This window comes from Arthrobacter sp. NPDC058097 (genome assembly GCF_042884885.1).
In the GTDB taxonomy this organism is placed as follows: domain Bacteria; phylum Actinomycetota; class Actinomycetes; order Actinomycetales; family Micrococcaceae; genus Arthrobacter.
In genome coordinates this window covers 226,111-244,137 of the sequence record NZ_JBHVSZ010000008.1, presented here as the reverse complement: position 1 = coordinate 244,137, position 18,027 = coordinate 226,111, and the positions used below count along the sequence as shown (strand labels likewise).

Below are 18,027 nucleotides of genomic sequence, written 5' to 3'. Positions count from 1 at the left end.
ACAATGGAGTGTTCCTCGTGAAAATCGCCCTTGATCCCACCCCCTTCCACCACAGCCACAGCCTGCTGGAATTCCCCAAGGTGGTGGCCGAGCTCGGCTACAAGTACATGCAGATGACGCCGCACCCGGATTTCATCCCCTTCTACAACCACCCCAAGGCCGACGACGAACTGGTGGGCCAGCTGAAGAAGGCGTGCACCGACGCGGGAATCGAAATCGCGTCCATCCTGCCTGTGCTGCGCTGGTCCGGCCCGGACGAGGACGCCCGTGAGGCAGCGGTGCGCTACTGGAAGCGCGCCATCCAGATCGCCGTGGACTTGGGCGTGAGCACCATGAACACCGAATTCAGTGGCCGGCCGGAGCTCGCCGAGGAATCCGAGCGGGCGTTCTACCGCTCCATGGAGGAACTGCTCCCCATCATTGAGCGCGAAGGCATCGACCTGCTCATCGACCCGCACCCGGACGACTTCGTGGAGGAAGGCCTCGCCGCGATCCGCGTCATCCGGGGGCTGAACTCGAAGAACGTCGGCATGGTCTATGTGGCTTCCCACAGCTTCCACATGAAGAACTCGCCGCTGGACATCATGCGCGCCGCGGGGGACAGGCTTCGTCTGGTCCACGTGGCCGATACCATGGACCACCACGCCTCGCACGGACTGCGCTACATCACCAACCCGCCCGGCAACGCCGTCCGGGTGCACCAGCACCTGAAGATCGGCGACGGCGACGTGAACTGGGACGAGTTCTTCGGCGGCCTGAAGGAAATCGGGTTCCTGGGCCGGGATGACACTGTCATGGTTTCCAGCGTCTTCGCCGAAAACGAGAACGCCGAGGAGGTGTCCCGCTTCCAGCTGGACACCATGAAGCAGTACGTGCAGAAAGTCAGCGTATGACGGCCGCGCCTTCTGGGAAGGCCGACTTAAAACACCAGCGGGCGCTTCGCACCGTCACCATCATTTCCACCTTCGGCGGCCTGCTGTTCGGCTACGACACGGGCGTCATCAATGGTGCCCTGCCCTACATGCAGGAAGACCTGGGCCTGACCCCGCTGGCTGAGGGCATGGTGACGTCGTCGCTGCTCTTCGGCGCCGCCTTCGGTGCCCTCTTCGGCGGGCGCCTGGCCGACCGCAACGGCCGCCGCAAGATGATCATGGTCCTGGCCGTCATCTTCCTGATCGGCACGCTGTGCTGCACGCTGGCACCCAGCACCGAGTTCATGGTGGCTGCCCGCTTCATCCTGGGCCTGGCCGTGGGCGGGGCATCCGTGACGGTGCCGGTGTACCTCGCCGAGGTGTCGCCGTCGGCCCGCCGCGGACGGATCGTGACGCAGAACGAGCTCATGATCGTCACCGGCCAGCTGCTCGCCTTCATCTTCAACGCCTACCTCGGCAACACGTTCGGCGAGGCCGGAGGCATCTGGCGGTGGATGCTGGTCATCGCCACGCTGCCGGCTGTCGCCCTGTGGATCGGCATGGCCTTCATGCCCGAAAGCCCGCGCTGGCTCGCCTCGATGGGCAGCTTCGGCGAGGCGCTCGGCGTGCTCCAGCGCATACGCTCCAAGGCCGAGGCCACGGCGGAGTTCGATGAAGTCAAGTCCATGGCCGTGGAGGACTACAAGTCCAAGATGGGTTCCTGGAAGGACCTTCAGGTTCCCTGGCTGCGGCGGATTTTCTTCGTGGGTGTCGGCCTTGCGGTGATCCAGCAGATCACCGGCGTGAACTCGATCATGTACTACGGCACGCAGATCCTGGCTGATGCCGGCTTCGGTCGGGAAGCCGCGCTGAGCGCCAATATCGCCAACGGCGTCATCTCCGTGCTGGCCACGTTCGCGGGCATCTGGCTCCTCGGCAAGGTGGGGCGCCGCCGCATGCTCATCACCGGACAGCTCGGCACCACCTCGGCGCTGTTGCTGATCGGCCTGTTCTCGCTGGTCCTGCCTGAGGGCACCGGCCGCGGCTACGTGATCCTGGCGCTGACCGTCACGTTCCTCGCCTTCCAGCAGGGCGCCATTTCGCCGGTCACGTGGCTCATGCTCTCGGAGATCTTCCCGCTGAAGCTCCGCGGCCTGGGCATGGGCGCATCGGCCTTCGTGCTCTGGATCGTGAACTTCCTGATCGGCTTCGGCTTCCCGCAGCTGCTCGCGGCCATCGGCATCTCCAACACGTTCTTCGTGTTCGCCGTCCTCGGTGTGGGCGCGATCCTGTTCGCCGCGAAGTACGTTCCCGAGACCAAGGACAAGAGCCTCGAGGACGTGGAGCACTACTTCAAGCACCAGGCAGGCGTCATCCCCGAAGCCGCGACCGCCGTCGAACAAAAGACCGGCTCCGAAGCGGGAACCCCGGTCCACTAAGCCGCACCCACTCCGGAGTTTTGTCCAGATGATGCCCCCTCGAGGACCTCGAGGGGGCATTATCTGCTCAAAAACTCGTCATAAAAGGCGCTCGACGGCGGGTGGCTGGCCGGGCGAGTTAGACGCCGGCGTGGAGGCGGGGGAGTGCGTCCACCAGGGGTGCCAGCTCCGGCACCTGCTGCGCTTCGGCGAGGGTCCGTTCCAGCGTTGCGTCGTGGACCGGCCGCGCTTCGGCGAGCAGCTTGCTCCCGCTGTCGGTCAGTTCGGTGTAGATGCCGCGGCGGTCGTCCGCGCACAGGATGCGTGTCAGCAGGCCGCGGTCCTCCAGCCGGTTCACGAGGCGCGTCGTCGCGCTGGCACTGAGGGCGGTGGCACGCGCCAGCTGCTGCATGCGCATGTGCCACCCGTCCTGCCGGCTGAGCGCGTCCAGCACCGTGTACTCGACGACGGAAAGCTGCGCCTGGCCCTGCAGCGACCGTTCCAGCTCCGCTTCGATCAGCCCGTGCAGGGCCGCCAGCGTGCGCCATCCCTGGGCGCGCACCTCCACGGCGTCGTCCTTGATGCCCATGGGCTCCTCCTCCAGTTCTCCGGCTCACTCGGAACAGAGCACGGCAGATAGTTGCTTGCGCGCTATATCTTTTTATGCAATATTTGCTTGTGCAACGAAATATAGCGCGCCTGCAACTAATACCTTACGCCGCCCTCCCCATTCAGTACAGTTCCGAAGGAGCACATCCATGCCTATTGGCCTGATAGCCCTAGCCCTCGGCGGGTTCGGCATCGGACTCACCGAATTCGTCATCATGGGGCTGCTCCCCGAAGTGGCCACCGACTTCCGCGTGAGCGAAGCCTCCGCCGGCTGGTTCATCTCCGGCTATGCCCTCGCGGTTGTGGTGGGAGCGCTGGGACTCACCGCCGCGGTGTCCCGCTTCCAGCGCAAGCCCGTGCTGGCCATGTTGCTGGTGCTCTTCATTGCCGGCAACCTGCTGTCCGCCATTGCTCCTGACTACTGGGCGATGATGGCTGGCCGGGTGGTTGCCGCCCTCGCGCACGGTGCCTTCTTCGGCATCGGGGCGGTTGTGGCGGCCGGCATGGTCGCTCCGACCAAGAAGGCCGCCGCCATCGCCATCATGTTCACCGGGCTCACGGCCGCCAACGTCCTCGGGGTTCCGCTCGGCACTCTCCTGGGGCAGGCTGCGGGCTGGCGTTCCACCTTCTGGGCCATCACCGGCATCGGAGTGCTGGCGCTCGCCGGCATCCTGGCCCTCGTGCCCAAGGCGGGGCCCGGCGACAACGCAAGCGGCGGCCTGCGCAGCGAGCTGCGCGCCTTCCGCTCCGGCCAGGTGTGGCTGTCCATCCTCGTGACCATCCTCGGCTACGGCGGCATGTTCGGCGCCTTCACCTACATCGCCTTCACCCTCACCGAAGTTTCCGGATTCGCCGCCTCCACAGTGCCGTGGCTGCTGATTGTCTTTGGCGTGGGCCTCTTTATCGGCAACACTTTCGGTGGCAGGGCGGCCGACCGCGACGTCGACCGCACCCTGCTCGCTGTGCTCTCGGTCCTCGTGGTGGTGCTGGTGACTTTTGCCCTGAGCGCGGGTAACCAGGTGCTCACCTTTGCGTCGCTGCTGCTCCTGGGCGGTTTCGGGTTCGCCACGGTGCCCGGCCTGCAGATGCGCGTCATGAAGTACGCGGCCAAGGCGCCCACACTGGCGTCCGGAGCCAACATCGGCGCGTTCAATGTGGGCAACGCCCTGGGCGCTTGGCTCGGCGGCGTGACCATCACCGCCGGCCTGGGCTACACCTCGCCCATTTGGGCGGGGGCCGCCATCACCTTCCTGGGCCTGGCGGTGATGGCCGGCGCCGCGGCCCGTGCCAAGGCAGTTGCCCGCCGGAATTCGGTTCCAGAGGCAACCGCCGCAACTGTTGCGTCCCCAACGGGGGAGGAGACGGAAGCGGCCGGTTCAGTCAAGGCCGAACCGGCCGACGTCGGACCCGTTGCCGTCCGTTAGGCCCGCACCCCGCCGGTCCCGAACCGCCGCGCCCAAAGCGGGCGAAGGCCGCGGGCAGTACCTACGCCCCGAACGGCAGCCGGGGGTCCAGGTTCTGGCTGTCCCAGGTCTGGCGCACCCAGCCGTGGTGCGGGTCGTCGCTGATGAGCCAGTCGCGGACGCGGCCGGGCCCGGCCATGACGTTGAGGTAGTACATGTCGTAGCCGGGTGCGGCCATCGCCGGGCCGTGCCAGCCGTAGGGCACCAGCACCACGTCGCCCGTGCGGACCTCGGCCGATACGTCGATGGGCCGGTGGTCGGAGGCATAGACCCGCTGGTAGCCGATCGCGTCCGCCTTCCCGCCCGGGCCCGTGGAGCCCGGGGCGGCGGCCACCCGCGTCTCGAAGTAGTAGATCTCCTCGAGCTGGGTCTCGCCTTCCTTCTCCTCGTCGTGCTTGTGGGGAGGGTAGGAGGACCAGTTGCCGGCGGGAGTGAGGACCTCGCACACGATGAAGCGGTCGGCTTCAAGCGCGGCGGGGGTGCCGAAGTTGTGGACCTGGCGCGAGCAGTTCCCGGCGCCGCGCAGCTCCACCGGCGTCTCCGCCGCGGTGATCAGGCGGGTGGGGTACTGGACCTTGGCGGGCGCCGCCGCAATGGCAACCCGGCCGCCGTCGGACGAGGTGACCGTCACCGCCTTGTCCGTCCCGGAGTACAGCACGTCGGTGGGGCCGCTGAACACGCTGGCCCGCCCGGCCAGGGGGTAGTCCAGCCCGTCCACTGTGGCCGTGAACGCGCCGCTCAGCGGGATGACAATTCTTTCCTCGGCGGCAGGGGGAAGTTCGACGACGGCGCCCGGCCCAAGCGTGGCCACCTTCAGTCCCGTGTGTTCCCAGCCTTCCACTGCAAGTTTTGAGTCGGACGTTCCCAGCGAAACGTCCCAGCAGCCTTCGGCTGCACTGCCCAGAGGGTAGACCCATTCGGCCATGAGGTGGTGTCCTTTCGGAGGTGTGGTGGTCTGTCCGGCGCACGACGGTCCGGCGCAACGGCAGGCAGGTCGCCGCCCGTGCGCTGAAGCTGCCTCTGTGGGCTACCGCTGCATTGGCGCTGGACTGGTCTAGCGCTGAACCAGTGTCATCTCGAAGCTGTAGGAGTCGCCGCGGTAAACGTGGTGTCCGGTTTCAACGTTCCGCCCCGTGTCATCGACCGCGGTGCGTTCCATGGTCACCAGGGCTGAGCCGGCCTCGGTCTCCAGCAGCGGAGCCTGGTAGTCGTTGGCCACCATCGCGCCGATGCGCTGCGTGGCCAGCCGGAAGTTGACGCCGCCGGCGCGCAGGATGCTATACAGGCCCTGCGTCTTGAGCAGGTCCTCGTCGATGTGCGTGATGTCGTCCCGCACCCAGTTCTCCATCAGGGCCAGTGGCTTGCCGCCCACCTTCCGGAGCCTGGTGAAGTGGTAGACCTTGGCCCCGGCGGCGAGGTGCAGGGCCTCCCGCGTGGCGGCGTCGGCCTCGATGTGAGCAAAGGTGAGCACCTCGGTGGTGGGCTTGCTGCCGTTGTTGGTCAGGTCGTCGTACAGGCTGGACAGCTCTAGGGGGCGGCGGACCTGGCTCGACACCACCTGCGTGCCGACGCCCCGCTTCCGGACCAGCAGCCCGGAGCGGACCAGTTCGTCCATTGCCTTGCGCATGGTGGGGCGCGAGAGGTTCAGCTGGGCGGCGAGGTCGATCTCGTTCTCCAGCCGGCTCCCGGGTTCCAGCAGGCCGGTGTGGATTGCAGCTTCAATGCCCTGGACGACCTGATGGTACAGCGGCACCGGCGACGAGCGGTCGATGCTGAGGTGTAGTTGGTTCGCCATTGAGTGCTCCCTTTATGCTGCAGGTTCCTGCGTCCGGAGGCCTGTATGTCAGTGCATGTCCGTTTGTTAGGACATACCCTGATTTTGATCATAGCAGGGAGGTGCCGCCAGTCAAGGAATGCGCCGGTTTGAGAAGGCGGCCGGTCAGGATGGCTTGTCAGGGCGCCCGGGCGAGCGCCCCGGGCACTCAGCGCGTGCGGCAGGCGTCCACGAACACCCGGAACGGTGCCAGCCGTTGCTCCTCGGTCAGCTCGAGAGCCTCCGGGTGCCACTGCACCGATGCGACCCACCGCTCGGGGTCCTCCAGCGCCTCCACGGTTCCGTCGTCCGCGACGGCGGTTACCAGCAGCCCCGGCGCCACCCGGTCCACAGCCTGGTGGTGGCCGGAAGCGATCTTGACCTCGACGGCGGCCGTGCCACCCGCCCCGGCGGCATCAGCTGGCTTGCCCGGGGCCGCATCAGCGGTGCCGGCGGACGCCGTCCCGCCGGCTTCCGGATTTTCGACGTCGGCGTACATCTTCGCCACCTTGGACCCCCGGGTGATGGTCACCTCGTGCCAGACCCAGGGCCTGTTGGCCGCTGCCGGGATCTGGCGGTGCGGCACGGTGCCCGGCGTCATATCCTGGACCAGCGTTCCGCCGTACAGGACATTCAGCAGCTGGTGCCCGCGGCAGATCCCCAGCACCGGCGTGCCGGCATCGAGCGCGCGCCGCGCCACCGCGATGTCCAGCCGGTCCTGCTCTGCGTTGACGTCGTAGAGGGAGGGCCCCGGCTCCTCGCCGTAGAGGCGCGGATCGACGTCGCCGCCGCCTGGAAGTACGACGCCGTCAAGCGCCTCGGGCGCGTCCGGGACCTTAACGCCGCCGGAGGATCCGCCGTCGGAAGTTCCGCCGGACGGCGCGCCGTTCAGGCCGCCCGCCGGTAGCCCTTCCAGGGATTCGGGGGTGAGCAGCACCGGTTCCCCGCCGACATCGCGGATGAGGCTGACGATGCAGCCGAAGAGGCTGTTGGCCTTGGCCACCCGCGGGTCCGGATCCGCCGAGCTGCTCAGACGGACGGGGATGCCGATCCGCGGCCGGCGCACATCGCCCGGCTCCGCACTCGGCGCAGCGTCTGCATCCGGGACTGTGTCTCGGGCCTGCGCCGTGGCCGTGTTCTGGGCTGCGTTTGGGGCCTGCATTGTTCCTGAATTCCGCGTTGAATTCTGCATCCTCAAATTCTGCCCCATAACCGGGCGGTTAGGCTGGGCCGATGAGCAACCGATATCTGGTGTCCCGGGAACGCTTCATCGCCGCGGCGCCGGACCGGATCTTCGCGATCCTGGCCACGCCCGCAATGCACAGTGAAATCGACGGTTCGGGCACGGTGCAGGGAGTCCAGCCCAGGGGCCCGGAGCGCCTTGGGCCTGGGGCCAAGTTCGGCATGGACATGAAAATCCGGGTCAATTACCGGATCCTCAACACCGTCACTGAGTTCGAGGAGGGCCGCCGGATCGCGTGGCGCCATTTCTACGGGCACGTGTGGCGTTACCTGCTGGAGCCGGGCACAGACTGCAGCGGCGTTCCCGGAACCCTTGTCACCGAACAGTGGGATGCGCGCCATGTCCGCGGCAAATTCCTTCTTCGGCTGGCCGGCTACCTGGGCCGCCATCCGGAGAATATCGACAGGACGCTCGCCAGGCTGGAGGCGTACGTTACGGGTGCCCAGGCCGCAAGCTGATGCACTTCGCGCCTTTTTTACTGCGTCTGCGCCAGTTTCGGTAGTGTTGGGGGCATCAGGCAAGGCGAAAGTAGGGCAGTCGGTGGGGCGCAGGACACTTGTTGACGACCTCGTTGACGGTCTGTTGGACGACATCCTCGACGGCAGGCTGAAGCCGCATGACGCATTGCCGCCGGAAGCTGACATCGCCAAGGCCTACGACGTCAGCCGGCTGACCGCCCGGGAAGCCCTGAAAGCACTCCGGGCCCAGAACATCCTGTACGTCAAGGCGGGCCGCGGAACGTTCGTAAATCCCGCAGACAACTGGACCGGCCTTGACGCCATCATCAAGGCCGCCTCGCACGGCAATGCGGACGACCAGGTGTCGCGCGGCCTGATCGAGGTCCGGCGCATGGTGGAAACCGGTGCCGCCGCGCTCGCCGCCAGGCGCCACACCCCCGAGCATGCCGAGGAGATGCGGGCGTCCATCGCGGACATGAAGCGGTATCACGAGGCCGGCGACCTTGACGGTTTCGTGGCGGCCGACATCGCCTTCCACGACACCGTTCTGAAGGCCTCCGGCAACCCGTTTGTCCGTGCCCTCCTGGCGCAGCTGGGCCAGTCCCTCTACCGCGCCCGCCGCGAGACGTCGGCCATCGAGGAGATCCAGCGCCACGCCATCGCCTTCCACCAGCGCGTGCTGGAGGGCATCCTCACCGGCGACGCCGAGCTGGCTCGCAAGGCCATGGACGAGCACATGGACCAGACCTTCGAGGACTACGAGCGCTACGTTCACGGCCAGCGCCCCTAGGCCTGGGTTTTCGGTTCCCGCCGTAGTTCGAGGTTTCGTCCGGTAGCGCGCATTTTTCTGTCGTCCGCCGGTCTTCTCCGGCCGCCTTTCTTCAAATCCGCCAGCTTCCCCGGCCTGCCTTTTCCAGGCTCCAGCCGTTTCGCCTTGACGTAACGCTCGTCACCCTCCTATGCTTTTGGTCATGTTCTTCCATCAGATGTCTGACATCAGATAAATCAGACATAATTGCTGAACCGGACAGAACCCCCACAAAGACAAGCAGCGGTTTCCCACCGCAAAGCCGCCGGGCCGGGAACCGCCAGACAGAAGGTCGATGATGACTTCATTAACCACAAAGTCCTCCGGACTCGGCGAGCTTGGAGACCGCACGCTCCGCAAGGTCCGTCGCCGCGTAATGCCACTGATCGTCCTGCTCTACTTCATCGCGTACCTGGACCGGAACAACGTCGGCTTCGCCAAACTGACCATGAGCGAGGACATCGGCCTGAGCGCCGCAGCCTACGGACTGGGCGCCGGCATCTTCTTCCTCGGCTACGCCGTACTCGAAATCCCCAGCAACGCCGGCATGTACAAATTCGGCGCCCGCAAATGGCTGGCCCGCATCCTCATCACCTGGGGTATCTTCGCAGCCGCGATGGCGCTGGTGAACGGCGAATCCACCTACTACATCATCCGCTTCCTGCTCGGCGCGGCCGAGGCCGGCTTCTTCCCCGCCATCCTCTTCTACCTGACCCTGTGGTTCCCTGCCGCACAGCGCGTCACCGTGCTGGGCATCTTCATCCTCGCGCAGCCCATCTCCAACGCCCTGGGTGCACCTGTTTCCGGCCTGCTCCTCCAGATGGACGGCATCATGGGCCTGCACGGCTGGCAGTGGCTCTACATCATTGAGGGCATCCCCGCCATCCTCCTGGGTGTGCTGACCCCGTTCCTGATGACGGACCGTCCCCGCGACGCCAAGTGGCTCAACGCCGACGAACGCGAATGGCTCGCCACCACCATGGACGCCGAACTGGCAGCCAAGTCCAAGGGCAGCAGCCACAACTTCCTGGCCGGCCTCAAGGACAAGCGCACCATCGTCTACTCGGCCCTCTACTTCGGCCTGGTCTGCGGAATCTACGGCCTCGGACTCTGGATGCCCACCATCGTGGCAGCCCTGGGCAAGTTCTCCACGGCCGAGGTCGGATTCATCGTCCTCATCCCGTACGCAGTGGCAGCAGCCTTCGTCTACTTCTGGAGCAAGCGTGCTGACAAGACCGGCAAACGTGCGTGGCACAGCGCCGTCAGCATGGTCCTGGCAGGCCTGGGCCTGCTCGCCGCCGGCTACCTCCTCCCGGTCAACCCGGTCCTGGCGCTCATCGCCCTGACCGCCTCGGCGATGGGCATCTACGGAGCCATTGCCCCGTTCCTGTCCATGCCGTCCGCAGCGCTCACCGGCGCAGCCGCAGCCTCCGGCCTGGCCATGGTCAACTCGCTGGGCAACCTGGGCGGATTCGTCGCCCCCTACGCAGTGGGCCTGCTGAAGGACGCGACCGGGAACAACCAGAGCGGCCTGCTCTTCCTCTCCTTCTGCCTCTGCGTCACGGCCGTGGCCACCTACCTCTATGCCCGCAGGCGCCCCGAAGGCGATGCGGCGCTGGATCCGGCAGTCAAGGCCTCCGCAGACGCTCCGGCCAGCCACTAAAGACCCATCCGAGAACCACCCGAAGGAATACCCGCAATGAGCTCAATCACCCCATTCCCCGCAGAGCGCACCGTTGTGCTGACCGGCGCAGCGTCTGCCCGCGGCATTGGCCGCGCAGCCGCTGACCGCATGGCCAGCGAAGGCTGGTCCATCGCGATCCTGGACATCAACGCCGAGGATGCGAAGGCCGCTGCCGCGGAGATCGGGTCCAACCGTGCAGTGAAGGCGATCGGCGTGGGCGCAGACGTCTCCGACGAGGCATCGGTGGACCGGGCGATCACCGAGATCGAAGCATCCCTGCCGCCGATCGTGGCTCTGGCCAACCTGGCCGGCATCAGCTCGCCGACGCCCTTCATGGAAACCACGGTTGCCGAGTGGGACAAGGTCTTCGCCATCAACATGCGCGGCACGTTTGTGGTGTCCCAGCGGGTGCTCAAGGGAATGATCGAGCGCAAGCTCGGCCGCATCGTGAGCATCTCCTCGATCTCCGCCCAGCGCGGCGGCGGCACCTATTCCAAGGTGGCGTACAGTGCCTCCAAGGCAGGCATCATCGGGTTCACCCGGGCCCTGGCCCGCGAAGTGGGCGAGTTCGGCGTGACGGTGAACGCCATTGCCCCGGGTCCGATCGACACCGACATCATGGGCGGCGCGCTGAGCGAGGACCGCAAGGCGCAGATGTCCGAGGGCATCATGATGGGCCGCGTGGGTACGCGCGAGGAAGTGGCTGCGCTGATCTCCTTCCTGCTGGGCGCGGACTCGGGCTACATCACCGCCGCCACCTACGACATCAACGGCGGCCTCCAGGTTTCCTAACCCGTTCCTGATATTTCCACCCAACTAGGTAGCAGCACAGGGCGTTCTCAGCGCTGGGAACGCCCACAGCTGCTACCTAGTTGGGTTTTCAGGTCGTCGAGTTCCGGGCACGGGCTTCGGTGGCAGTGCTGAACACGGCACTAGGCTGGGCAGCATGAACCCCTCCGGCAGCCTGAACCCCAGCCCGCGGACCCTTGAGGTGGACAGCATTGCCAGGTTCGACCGGCTGGTGAGCGCGGGAGCCAGGGCGATGCACGGCTGGCACGCCCAGTCGCTGGACCTGCGCGGACGCGGCACCGCCCTGGCAAGCCTGGACGCCGAGGGCGCGGTTTTCCTGGGCTGCACCTTCGACCCGGGTGTGGAGGCTTCGCTCCGCAGCAGGGGCGCACTGATCTTCCCGCGGCTTACCGGCGTCCCCTTCAATCCTTATCGTGCCGGGCTCTACACCCCGCAGGAGCTGTATGCGGGCATCGTCGATGGGCCCTACGAGAAAACCCCCGACGCTTTGGTCTACCAGTGGAGCATGCGCCCGGGTCAGCGGAACCGCCTCGACTCCACCCTCGCGGCAGCCCTGCACGACCACGCCGTCGGCGACGCGCTGGAGGAATTCGTCCGCACCCTCAACAGCGGCGGCCGTTCCATCGTCGGGGTCATGGGCGGCCACGCCCTGCAGCGGGGGACCAACGGATTCGCCGCGGCCGCCACACTCGGCCGGCTCCTGGCCCGGCGCGGCCACCTGGTGGCCACCGGCGGCGGCCCCGGAGCCATGGAGGCCGCCAACCTGGGTGCCTATCTCAGCATGGCCGACGACGACGATTTCCACGGTGTGCTGCGGGAGCTTGCTGCCGTCCCCGGCTTCCGCCCCTCGGTGTCCGCCTGGGCACGCGCTGCGGCAGCCGCCGTCGGACGCTTTCCGGACGGGACCGCGTCCCTCGGCATTCCCACCTGGTTTTACGGACACGAACCGCCCAACTACTTCGCCACCCACATCGCCAAGTACTTTGCCAACGCCGTCCGCGAGGCCATTCTCCTCGAGGTCTGCAACGGCGGGATCGTCTTCCTGCCCGGCGCCGCGGGCACGGTGCAGGAGATCTTCCAGGATGCCTGCGAGAACTACTACGGCGCCCCGGAGACCATGACCCCGATGGTGCTGGTGGGCAGGGAGCACTGGGAGCATCGCTTTCCGGCCTGGCCCATGCTGCAAAGTCTCGCGGCGGGACGGGCCATGGAGCAGCGGATCTTCCTGGTGGACAGCGTGGACGAGGCGCTCGCGGTCCTCGGCCGGTGAGCTACAGATCCTTGCGGCAGGGTGTCTTGCCCAGCCGGTAGAGGCCGTTCAGGTCGCCGGCCGCGAGGCCGTCGGGCGCGCCGATCTCCGGATACATGAGCTGCACGGGGTCGCTAACGTGCTCCAGTCCCATCACGTGGCTCAGTTCATGGAGGATGACTGCGGTGGCGTAGGCGCTGCCGTCGGGGCGTTCCAGCTCGATGGCCATCTGCGGGGCATCCAGTTCCAGGCTGCCGGTGACGTAGCTCTTGGGACCGTTCCCGTAACTGTAGTGGGTACTGCCGCCGGTGCCGATGACCTTGCCGCCCAGCTTGGGAGCCGCGTCCGGCGTGGTCCAGCTGATCAGCAGGGGCGCCCAGCGGTCGCCGTAAGCTTCGGGCTGGTAGGGTGCACGCTGGTCCGAGGGTTGTTCGTCGGTGGCGCCGTCGTCCACAAACTGGATGCCGGTGACCCGGGAAATTTCCCGGATCGCCAAGGGAACCAGGCCCGCCGCACCCTCCGGCGCAAGGCCGGCATTCACCACATAGTGCAGCGGACGGCATGGCGAGTAGCCCACGGGGGAGCCGTCGCTGTTCACTGCGAGGAACTTGTAGGAGTCGCTGGGCGGGGGAGGCGGTGCCGGTGTGCCCAGGGGAGTGGCTGCCTCCTCGAGGCCCGGCGGCGGTGCACCCGCGGTACCGGTGCCTCCGGACCCGGCACTGGCCCCGCCAGGCTGCCGGCCGTGTCCGGGCTGCCCCGCCTGCCCGGCCGGATCCTCCCCGGCACCATCCTGACCGGCACCATCCTGCCGGGACGAGGACTGGTCCCCCGAACCGATGCGGAAGTTCAGCACACCGGCAAAGCGGGGGTCCCCGTAGGCCATTCCGGCCGCGAGGAACGCCGCACAACCAAGGGCAACAAGCACGATCAGGCGGCGGATGAACTTCGCCGCCGCGGTGGCCGGACCCGAGTGGCGCGGCCCGTGCCGGTGCCGGCGTTGACTCGACCCGGGCTCCTGACCCTCCACTGCTCCCCTTTCACGGCATTCCTCTGCCGCGGCACCCCCACAAGGGAAAACAGGCATCAGGCAAACAGACACACTTTACAGTTCCGCTAACGAGCGCATGAAACCGGCTTAGCCAACCAGCCAGCCAGCCAGTCAGCCCGATCAGGCGATCACAGAGCCAAACGCCATGCCCAGAAGGTAGGTCACTCCGGCCGCACCAAGGCCGATGGCGAGCTGCCGCAGGCCGCGGGTCAGCGGCGAGGTGCCGGACAGCAGGCCGACGGTGCCGCCGGTGGCCAGCAGGGCGACGCCCACCAGGACGGCGGCCACGATGAGGGCGCCGATTCCGGTCATGCCGAAAAGGAAGGGAATGATGGGCACGATCGCCCCGGAGGCGAAGAAGCAGAAGCTGGAGAGCGCGGCGCCCCAGGCGGTGCCCACGGCTTCGTGCTCGTCCTCGCTCTCGGGGAGCTCGGGATGGAGCGAAAGGCTTGGATCGCAGTCGCATGTGAAGAGGCCCATGCGCTCGGCCACGCGGTGTTCGGCCGCCTCGCGGGACATGCCGCGGGCCAGGTAGACCAGCAGGAGCTCGTTGTGCTCGATGTCCAGCTGCGGTGCCGCCACCAGAGTCACCTGGGTGGGCCGGGTGGCGTCCAGCAGCTCGCGCTGGGAACGGACCGAAACGAATTCGCCGGCGCCCATGGAGAACGCGCCCGCCAGGAGTCCGGAGATGCCGCTGAGCAGGACAACGCCGCTGCCAACGCCCGTGGCGGCCATGCCCATGACCAGCGAGAGGTTGCTGACCAGGCCGTCATTGGCGCCGAAGACGGCGGCCCGGAACGTACCGGCCAGCCGGTTGCGGCCCCGGGTTGCCAGGCCGCGGACCACCTCCTCGTGGATCTGCTCGTCGGCCGCCATGGCCGGGGTGGCCGACGGTTCCCTGGTGTAGGGGGAGCGGCCCTCGGCCCGCTGCGCCAGCGCGAGCACGAACACGGACCCGAAGTGGCGGGCGAGGAAGCCCAGAAAACGGCTGCGCAGGGAAGCGTGCCGGGGCTTGCCGGCGTGCTCACCCAGCAGCTTCAGCCAGTGCGCCTCGTGGCGGCCTTCGGCTTCGGCGAGGGCCAGGAGGATAGCGCGCTCTTCGCCGGTACGGTTCTGCGCGAGCACGCGGTAGACGGCGGCCTCGGCCCTTTCGTCGGCCAGGTACTGGCGCCAGCGCTTGATGTCGGCGGCGCTGGGTTCCGGCCGGGAGGCCGGTGGGGTGGAAACCGCGGCGCCGTCAGTGGGGCCATTGGTTGCGGCGGAAGAGGCGGACGCGTTGCCGCTGGTGTGGGGGTCAGATTTTGCGTGCTGAGACACGGGAACTCCTGGGTAGATGGGACTGATGCGGCCCCATTGCACCGCCCACTTTACCCCGTAATTCCGCGGATTTTCGGCCGGTAACCCTTAGCCCAAAGTTTAGGGAAACCTCAATAAGACCGCCCGCCGGAGCCAATGCCGCCGGCCCGTCCGAACGCCCTTGACCACCCGCACCCGCGGTGATCTGATGAAAATGTGCCTCGCCGACGGCGGGTACGGAAGTCCAACCACACGGAGGTCTGCCTGATGAACACCAACGGATCGCGCCCCGAGCCGGACACCCGCAACACCATCGAGTCCGATCCCGCCTACGACTTTGCCGAGGACGCGCCCGTGGACGAGGACTGGGACACGGAAGACGAATTCCTTGACTCCGAAGAGCGGGTTGTTCCCGCCAACCCCGAGGTGGTGGACGACGACGAACGGACAGTTCCGCTGGACGCGGACGACGAGTTCCGTGCGGACGAAAGCTACGAAACGTAAGGCGTGAACCGTTCCTCCCGCTGTAGCCAACTCCTGGGCCCCGCCCGCCGGGTTCCCTGCCTGAGCTTGCGAAGGCTGGGAGCCGATGTGGACTTGCGAGGGAAGGGAGCGGGTGGGGACCACGACTCTTTAACGCACGACTCTTTGACGTACGACGGCGGTGCCTCCCTGCGCTGGGAGGCACCGCCGTCGTCGTAGTTTTAAAGCCGCCGCATCAGCGGACGTGACATTAGTGTGCGGGGGCCGAAACCGGCACTTCCTCGGTGTCCTTGCCGGCCACCCGGCGGTACCAGCGGCTCATGACCGCGGGGTCCGTGGGCTTGGTCAGCAGCGACACCGCCACGTAGACCACCGCGGAAGCGAGCAGGCCGTAGTAGATCGGCTCGTTGGCAAAGACGCCGTCCAGCGGTGCCTTGGCATTGATCTCCAGGACGATCATGGTCCCCAGCGTCACCACGGATCCGACCGCCATGGACGCCGCGGCCGCGATGCCGGTGCCGCGCTTCCAGATGAGTCCGCCGAGGATGGCCACGAGGAGGCCTCCCACCAGGATGTCGTAGGCGATGGTGAGGGCCGCGACGACGTCCTTGGTGATGATGGCGATCAGGATGGCCACGATGCCCAGGCCGAGGACCCACATGCGGTTGGCCTTGACGTCGTGCTCGGGGTTGTCGGAATCGTCGGTGTTGATGGTCTTGCCGAACCAGCCGGCGACGAACGGCAGCACGTCTGCGCGGGCCACGGTAGCAGCGGCGATCAGGGCGCCGGACGCGGTGGACATCATGGCCGCGACGGCGGCGGCGAGCACCAGGCCGCCGATGCCGATGGGCAGAAGGTTCTGCGCCACCTCGGCGTACACAACGTCCTTGCCTTCGGTTGCGACGTCGATCTTGGGCAGCGCCACCCTCGCGCCGAGGCCGATCAGTGCGCCTGCCGCGCCGTAGAGGATGCAGTAGATGCCGGCGGTGGCGCCGCCCCACCGGGCAACGCGCGGCGTCTTGGCGGTGAACACGCGCTGCCAGATGTCCTGGCCGATCAGCAGGCCGAGGGTGTAGACGACGAAGTAGGTGATGATCGTCTCGACGCCGATGCCGTCAATCCTGAAGAAGCTCGCTTCCACGCGGCTGCGGATGCCGTCCAGGCCGCCTGCTGCGTTGAGCGTGAAGGGCAGCATGAGGAAGAAGATCCCCACGGTCTTGATGACGAACTGGACCTGGTCGGCCAGGGTGATGGACCACATGCCGCCGATGGTTGAGTAGACCAGCACAATGGCGCCGCCGATGGCGATGGCCAGCGCCCGGTCCCAGCCGAACAGCACCACGAAGATGGTGGCGTACGCGCCGGTGGAGGTGGCGCAGAGCATCAGGGTGTAGGCGAGCATGACGATGCCGGAGGTCCGGGTGGCCTGGCTGCCGTAGCGCAGGGACAGCATCTGGGAGACCGTGTAGATCTTCAGCTTCTGGATGGTGCCGGCGAAGAGGAGGCTCAGCAGCAGGACGCCGGCGCCGATCGCCACCACGAGCCACATGCCCGAGATGCCGAACTTGTAACCCAGGCCGACGCCGCCAACGGTGGAGGCACCGCCCAGGACGACGGCGGCCATGGTCCCCGTGTAGAGGAACGGGCCGAGGCGGCGGCCGGCCACGAGGAAGTCGCTGTTGTTCTTGGTGCGGGACTTGCCCCACCAGCCGAAGGCCAGCATGGCGGCCAGGTAGACCACCACGATGGCGATATTGACGAAACTTGCGTCCATGATTTGGGGATCCTTGGAGCTTTGGCAGCTTGCGGGCCGGGCCGGGAAGCGGGCTGACCGGGTAGCGCTGCACTGAACGGAAATCTGGGGGAACGCTGGGTTCCTTGCGGGGCGTCTCCTGTGGGAGTTGTTTCACAAGCAACACTTGTTGCATAAAAGCGTAGGCTGTGATTCGAGTAACAGTCAAGACGCAAAGCTCCCGGGCGCGGTTTGCCCCGCGTCACAGAAGGGCCGGGCCGATACTATGACTCCAATGATGGGGCCGGGCGGCCGGCCGTGAAAGGTTCGTAAATGAAGGCACTACCAGTTGAGCCGAGCAATGTTCCGGTTGCCATCGGTTCAAGAATCCGTGCCGCGCGCCAGTCACAGCGGCTCACCATCGAGCAGGTGGCCGACGCCACCGGCTTGACCAAAGGATTCCTGAGCCGGGTGGAGCGGGATCTGACCTCGCCGTCCGTGGCCTCGCTGGTGACCCTGTGCCAGGTTCTGTCGATCTCCATTGGCGACCTGTTCGCTGCGCCGGAAACCCACCTGACCAAGCGTGACTCCGGCCCCCGGATTTCCCTCGGCGGGGAGGGCATCGTCGAGCGGCTGCTGACCGCGCGGTCCGAGCGGCGCGTGCAGATCATCCAGGCCGTCATCGATCCGCGGGGCCGCGGCGAATCGGAGCTGTATGCCGTTGACTGCGACGTTGATGTCCTCCACGTGATCAAGGGGACCATCAGGCTCATCCTGACCAACGAGGAGTACGAGCTTTCCACCGGCGACACCGTCACCTTTCCAGGCCGGGAGCCCCACACCTGGGTCAACCCGACCGATGAACCCGTCGAGGTGTTATGGGTGCTGGTGCCGGCCGCGAGCCGGTAGCTTTTTTGGAACCGGCCCGGGCCGCCCCATGCTGGGCGGTCCGGGTTTTTTCTGCCCGCCTTCCTCAATTCGAGTAAACATACGGTGCACATT

Annotated in this window: 17 protein-coding genes; 10 read left to right on the top strand and 7 right to left on the bottom strand. The window is 66.9% G+C overall.

Annotation, left to right across the window (positions count from 1 at the left end):
- Positions 1–17 precede the first annotated feature (17 nt).
- Both ACFVTE_RS15590 and ACFVTE_RS15585 read left to right on the top strand, forming a co-directional pair.
- Positions 18–893 carry a sugar phosphate isomerase/epimerase family protein gene (locus ACFVTE_RS15590; protein ID WP_387101811.1) on the top strand — a complete coding sequence of 292 codons (876 nt, stop codon included), beginning with the start codon at positions 18–20 and terminating at the stop codon, positions 891–893.
- Entirely contained in the window at positions 890–2,350 is a 1,461-nt protein-coding gene (locus ACFVTE_RS15585) for a sugar porter family MFS transporter (RefSeq protein ID WP_387101810.1), read from the top strand. The genes ACFVTE_RS15590 and ACFVTE_RS15585 overlap by 4 nt, the downstream gene beginning before the upstream one ends.
- A 118-nt stretch (positions 2,351–2,468) precedes the next feature.
- Here ACFVTE_RS15585 and ACFVTE_RS15580 read toward each other — a convergent pair whose 3' ends face one another.
- Positions 2,469–2,918 (bottom strand): MarR family winged helix-turn-helix transcriptional regulator, encoded by a 450-nt coding sequence (locus ACFVTE_RS15580; protein WP_236807221.1) that lies wholly within the window; start codon positions 2,916–2,918, stop codon positions 2,469–2,471.
- Positions 2,919–3,087: 169 nt separating this feature from the next.
- Here ACFVTE_RS15580 and ACFVTE_RS15575 point away from each other — a divergent pair, with 169 nt between their 5' ends.
- Complete coding sequence (locus tag ACFVTE_RS15575; RefSeq protein WP_387101808.1) at positions 3,088–4,362, top strand: MFS transporter; 1,275 nt, start codon at positions 3,088–3,090, stop codon at positions 4,360–4,362.
- 61 nt (positions 4,363–4,423) lie between these two features.
- Here ACFVTE_RS15575 and iolB read toward each other — a convergent pair whose 3' ends face one another.
- The 3 genes from iolB to ACFVTE_RS15560 all read right to left on the bottom strand — a co-directional run bounded on the left by iolB (position 4,424) and on the right by ACFVTE_RS15560 (position 7,376).
- The gene (iolB, locus tag ACFVTE_RS15570) at positions 4,424–5,326 is read right to left on the bottom strand and encodes a 5-deoxy-glucuronate isomerase (protein WP_387101807.1); all 903 of its coding nucleotides are present in this window, start codon (positions 5,324–5,326) and stop codon (positions 4,424–4,426) included.
- Between the two features lie 129 nt (positions 5,327–5,455).
- Positions 5,456–6,196, bottom strand: coding sequence for a GntR family transcriptional regulator (locus ACFVTE_RS15565; protein ID WP_387101805.1), 741 nt, complete (start codon positions 6,194–6,196; stop codon positions 5,456–5,458).
- A 187-nt stretch (positions 6,197–6,383) separates the two neighbouring features.
- Entirely contained in the window at positions 6,384–7,376 is a 993-nt protein-coding gene (locus ACFVTE_RS15560; RefSeq protein ID WP_387101803.1) for a gamma-glutamyl-gamma-aminobutyrate hydrolase family protein, read from the bottom strand.
- Positions 7,377–7,447: 71 nt separating this feature from the next.
- Here ACFVTE_RS15560 and ACFVTE_RS15555 point away from each other — a divergent pair, with 71 nt between their 5' ends.
- The 5 genes from ACFVTE_RS15555 (at position 7,448) to ACFVTE_RS15535 (ending at position 12,487) form a co-directional block, all read left to right on the top strand.
- Positions 7,448–7,915, top strand: a complete 468-nt coding sequence (locus tag ACFVTE_RS15555) for an SRPBCC family protein (protein WP_387101801.1) — start codon at positions 7,448–7,450, stop codon at positions 7,913–7,915.
- Positions 7,916–7,997: 82 nt separating this feature from the next.
- Positions 7,998–8,705, top strand: a complete 708-nt coding sequence (locus ACFVTE_RS15550) for a FadR/GntR family transcriptional regulator (RefSeq protein ID WP_387101912.1) — start codon at positions 7,998–8,000, stop codon at positions 8,703–8,705.
- A gap of 313 nt (positions 8,706–9,018) precedes the next feature.
- Positions 9,019–10,386, top strand: a complete 1,368-nt coding sequence (locus ACFVTE_RS15545; RefSeq protein ID WP_387101799.1) for an MFS transporter — start codon at positions 9,019–9,021, stop codon at positions 10,384–10,386.
- Positions 10,387–10,422: 36 nt separating this feature from the next.
- Positions 10,423–11,199 (top strand): SDR family NAD(P)-dependent oxidoreductase, encoded by a 777-nt coding sequence (locus tag ACFVTE_RS15540; protein WP_387101797.1) that lies wholly within the window; start codon positions 10,423–10,425, stop codon positions 11,197–11,199.
- A 154-nt stretch (positions 11,200–11,353) separates the two neighbouring features.
- Positions 11,354–12,487, top strand: a complete 1,134-nt coding sequence (locus tag ACFVTE_RS15535) for an LOG family protein (RefSeq protein WP_387101796.1) — start codon at positions 11,354–11,356, stop codon at positions 12,485–12,487.
- 1 nt (position 12,488) lies between these two features.
- On the opposite strand, the gene ACFVTE_RS15530 is transcribed toward ACFVTE_RS15535, so the two are convergent.
- Together ACFVTE_RS15530 and ACFVTE_RS15525 are read right to left on the bottom strand one after the other, a co-directional pair.
- The gene (locus ACFVTE_RS15530) at positions 12,489–13,493 is read right to left on the bottom strand and encodes a matrixin family metalloprotease (protein WP_387101794.1); all 1,005 of its coding nucleotides are present in this window, start codon (positions 13,491–13,493) and stop codon (positions 12,489–12,491) included.
- A gap of 141 nt (positions 13,494–13,634) precedes the next feature.
- Positions 13,635–14,831, bottom strand: a complete 1,197-nt coding sequence (locus ACFVTE_RS15525; RefSeq protein ID WP_387101792.1) for a VIT1/CCC1 transporter family protein — start codon at positions 14,829–14,831, stop codon at positions 13,635–13,637.
- Positions 14,832–15,077: 246 nt separating this feature from the next.
- On the opposite strand from ACFVTE_RS15525, the gene ACFVTE_RS15520 reads away from it, so the two are divergent.
- The gene (locus ACFVTE_RS15520) at positions 15,078–15,314 is read left to right on the top strand and encodes a hypothetical protein (RefSeq protein ID WP_387101790.1); all 237 of its coding nucleotides are present in this window, start codon (positions 15,078–15,080) and stop codon (positions 15,312–15,314) included.
- Between the two features lie 229 nt (positions 15,315–15,543).
- On the opposite strand, the gene ACFVTE_RS15515 is transcribed toward ACFVTE_RS15520, so the two are convergent.
- Positions 15,544–17,067: a sodium:solute symporter gene (locus ACFVTE_RS15515; RefSeq protein ID WP_387101788.1), complete on the bottom strand. Its 1,524-nt coding sequence runs from the start codon at positions 17,065–17,067 to the stop codon at positions 15,544–15,546.
- A gap of 291 nt (positions 17,068–17,358) precedes the next feature.
- Between ACFVTE_RS15515 and ACFVTE_RS15510 the strand changes: the two genes are divergently transcribed.
- Positions 17,359–17,934, top strand: a complete 576-nt coding sequence (locus ACFVTE_RS15510) for a helix-turn-helix domain-containing protein (protein WP_387101786.1) — start codon at positions 17,359–17,361, stop codon at positions 17,932–17,934.
- The last annotated feature ends 93 nt before the right edge of the window (positions 17,935–18,027 follow it).

Excerpts from the sequence above, each read along its gene's own strand:
- ACFVTE_RS15585 (WP_387101810.1), top strand. The coding sequence starts at position 890 with ATGACGGCCGCGCCTTCTGGGAAGGCCGACTTAAAACACCAGCGGGCG.
- ACFVTE_RS15580 (WP_236807221.1), bottom strand. The coding sequence starts at position 2,918 with ATGGGCATCAAGGACGACGCCGTGGAGGTGCGCGCCCAGGGATGGCGC.
- ACFVTE_RS15575 (WP_387101808.1), top strand. The coding sequence starts at position 3,088 with ATGCCTATTGGCCTGATAGCCCTAGCCCTCGGCGGGTTCGGCATCGGA.
- iolB (WP_387101807.1), bottom strand. The coding sequence starts at position 5,326 with ATGGCCGAATGGGTCTACCCTCTGGGCAGTGCAGCCGAAGGCTGCTGG.
- ACFVTE_RS15565 (WP_387101805.1), bottom strand. The coding sequence starts at position 6,196 with ATGGCGAACCAACTACACCTCAGCATCGACCGCTCGTCGCCGGTGCCG.
- ACFVTE_RS15560 (WP_387101803.1), bottom strand. The coding sequence starts at position 7,376 with ATGCAGGCCCCAAACGCAGCCCAGAACACGGCCACGGCGCAGGCCCGA.
- ACFVTE_RS15555 (WP_387101801.1), top strand. The coding sequence starts at position 7,448 with ATGAGCAACCGATATCTGGTGTCCCGGGAACGCTTCATCGCCGCGGCG.
- ACFVTE_RS15545 (WP_387101799.1), top strand. The coding sequence starts at position 9,019 with ATGATGACTTCATTAACCACAAAGTCCTCCGGACTCGGCGAGCTTGGA.
- ACFVTE_RS15540 (WP_387101797.1), top strand. The coding sequence starts at position 10,423 with ATGAGCTCAATCACCCCATTCCCCGCAGAGCGCACCGTTGTGCTGACC.
- ACFVTE_RS15535 (WP_387101796.1), top strand. The coding sequence starts at position 11,354 with ATGAACCCCTCCGGCAGCCTGAACCCCAGCCCGCGGACCCTTGAGGTG.
- ACFVTE_RS15520 (WP_387101790.1), top strand. The coding sequence starts at position 15,078 with ATGAACACCAACGGATCGCGCCCCGAGCCGGACACCCGCAACACCATC.
- ACFVTE_RS15515 (WP_387101788.1), bottom strand. The coding sequence starts at position 17,067 with ATGGACGCAAGTTTCGTCAATATCGCCATCGTGGTGGTCTACCTGGCC.
- ACFVTE_RS15510 (WP_387101786.1), top strand. The coding sequence starts at position 17,359 with ATGAAGGCACTACCAGTTGAGCCGAGCAATGTTCCGGTTGCCATCGGT.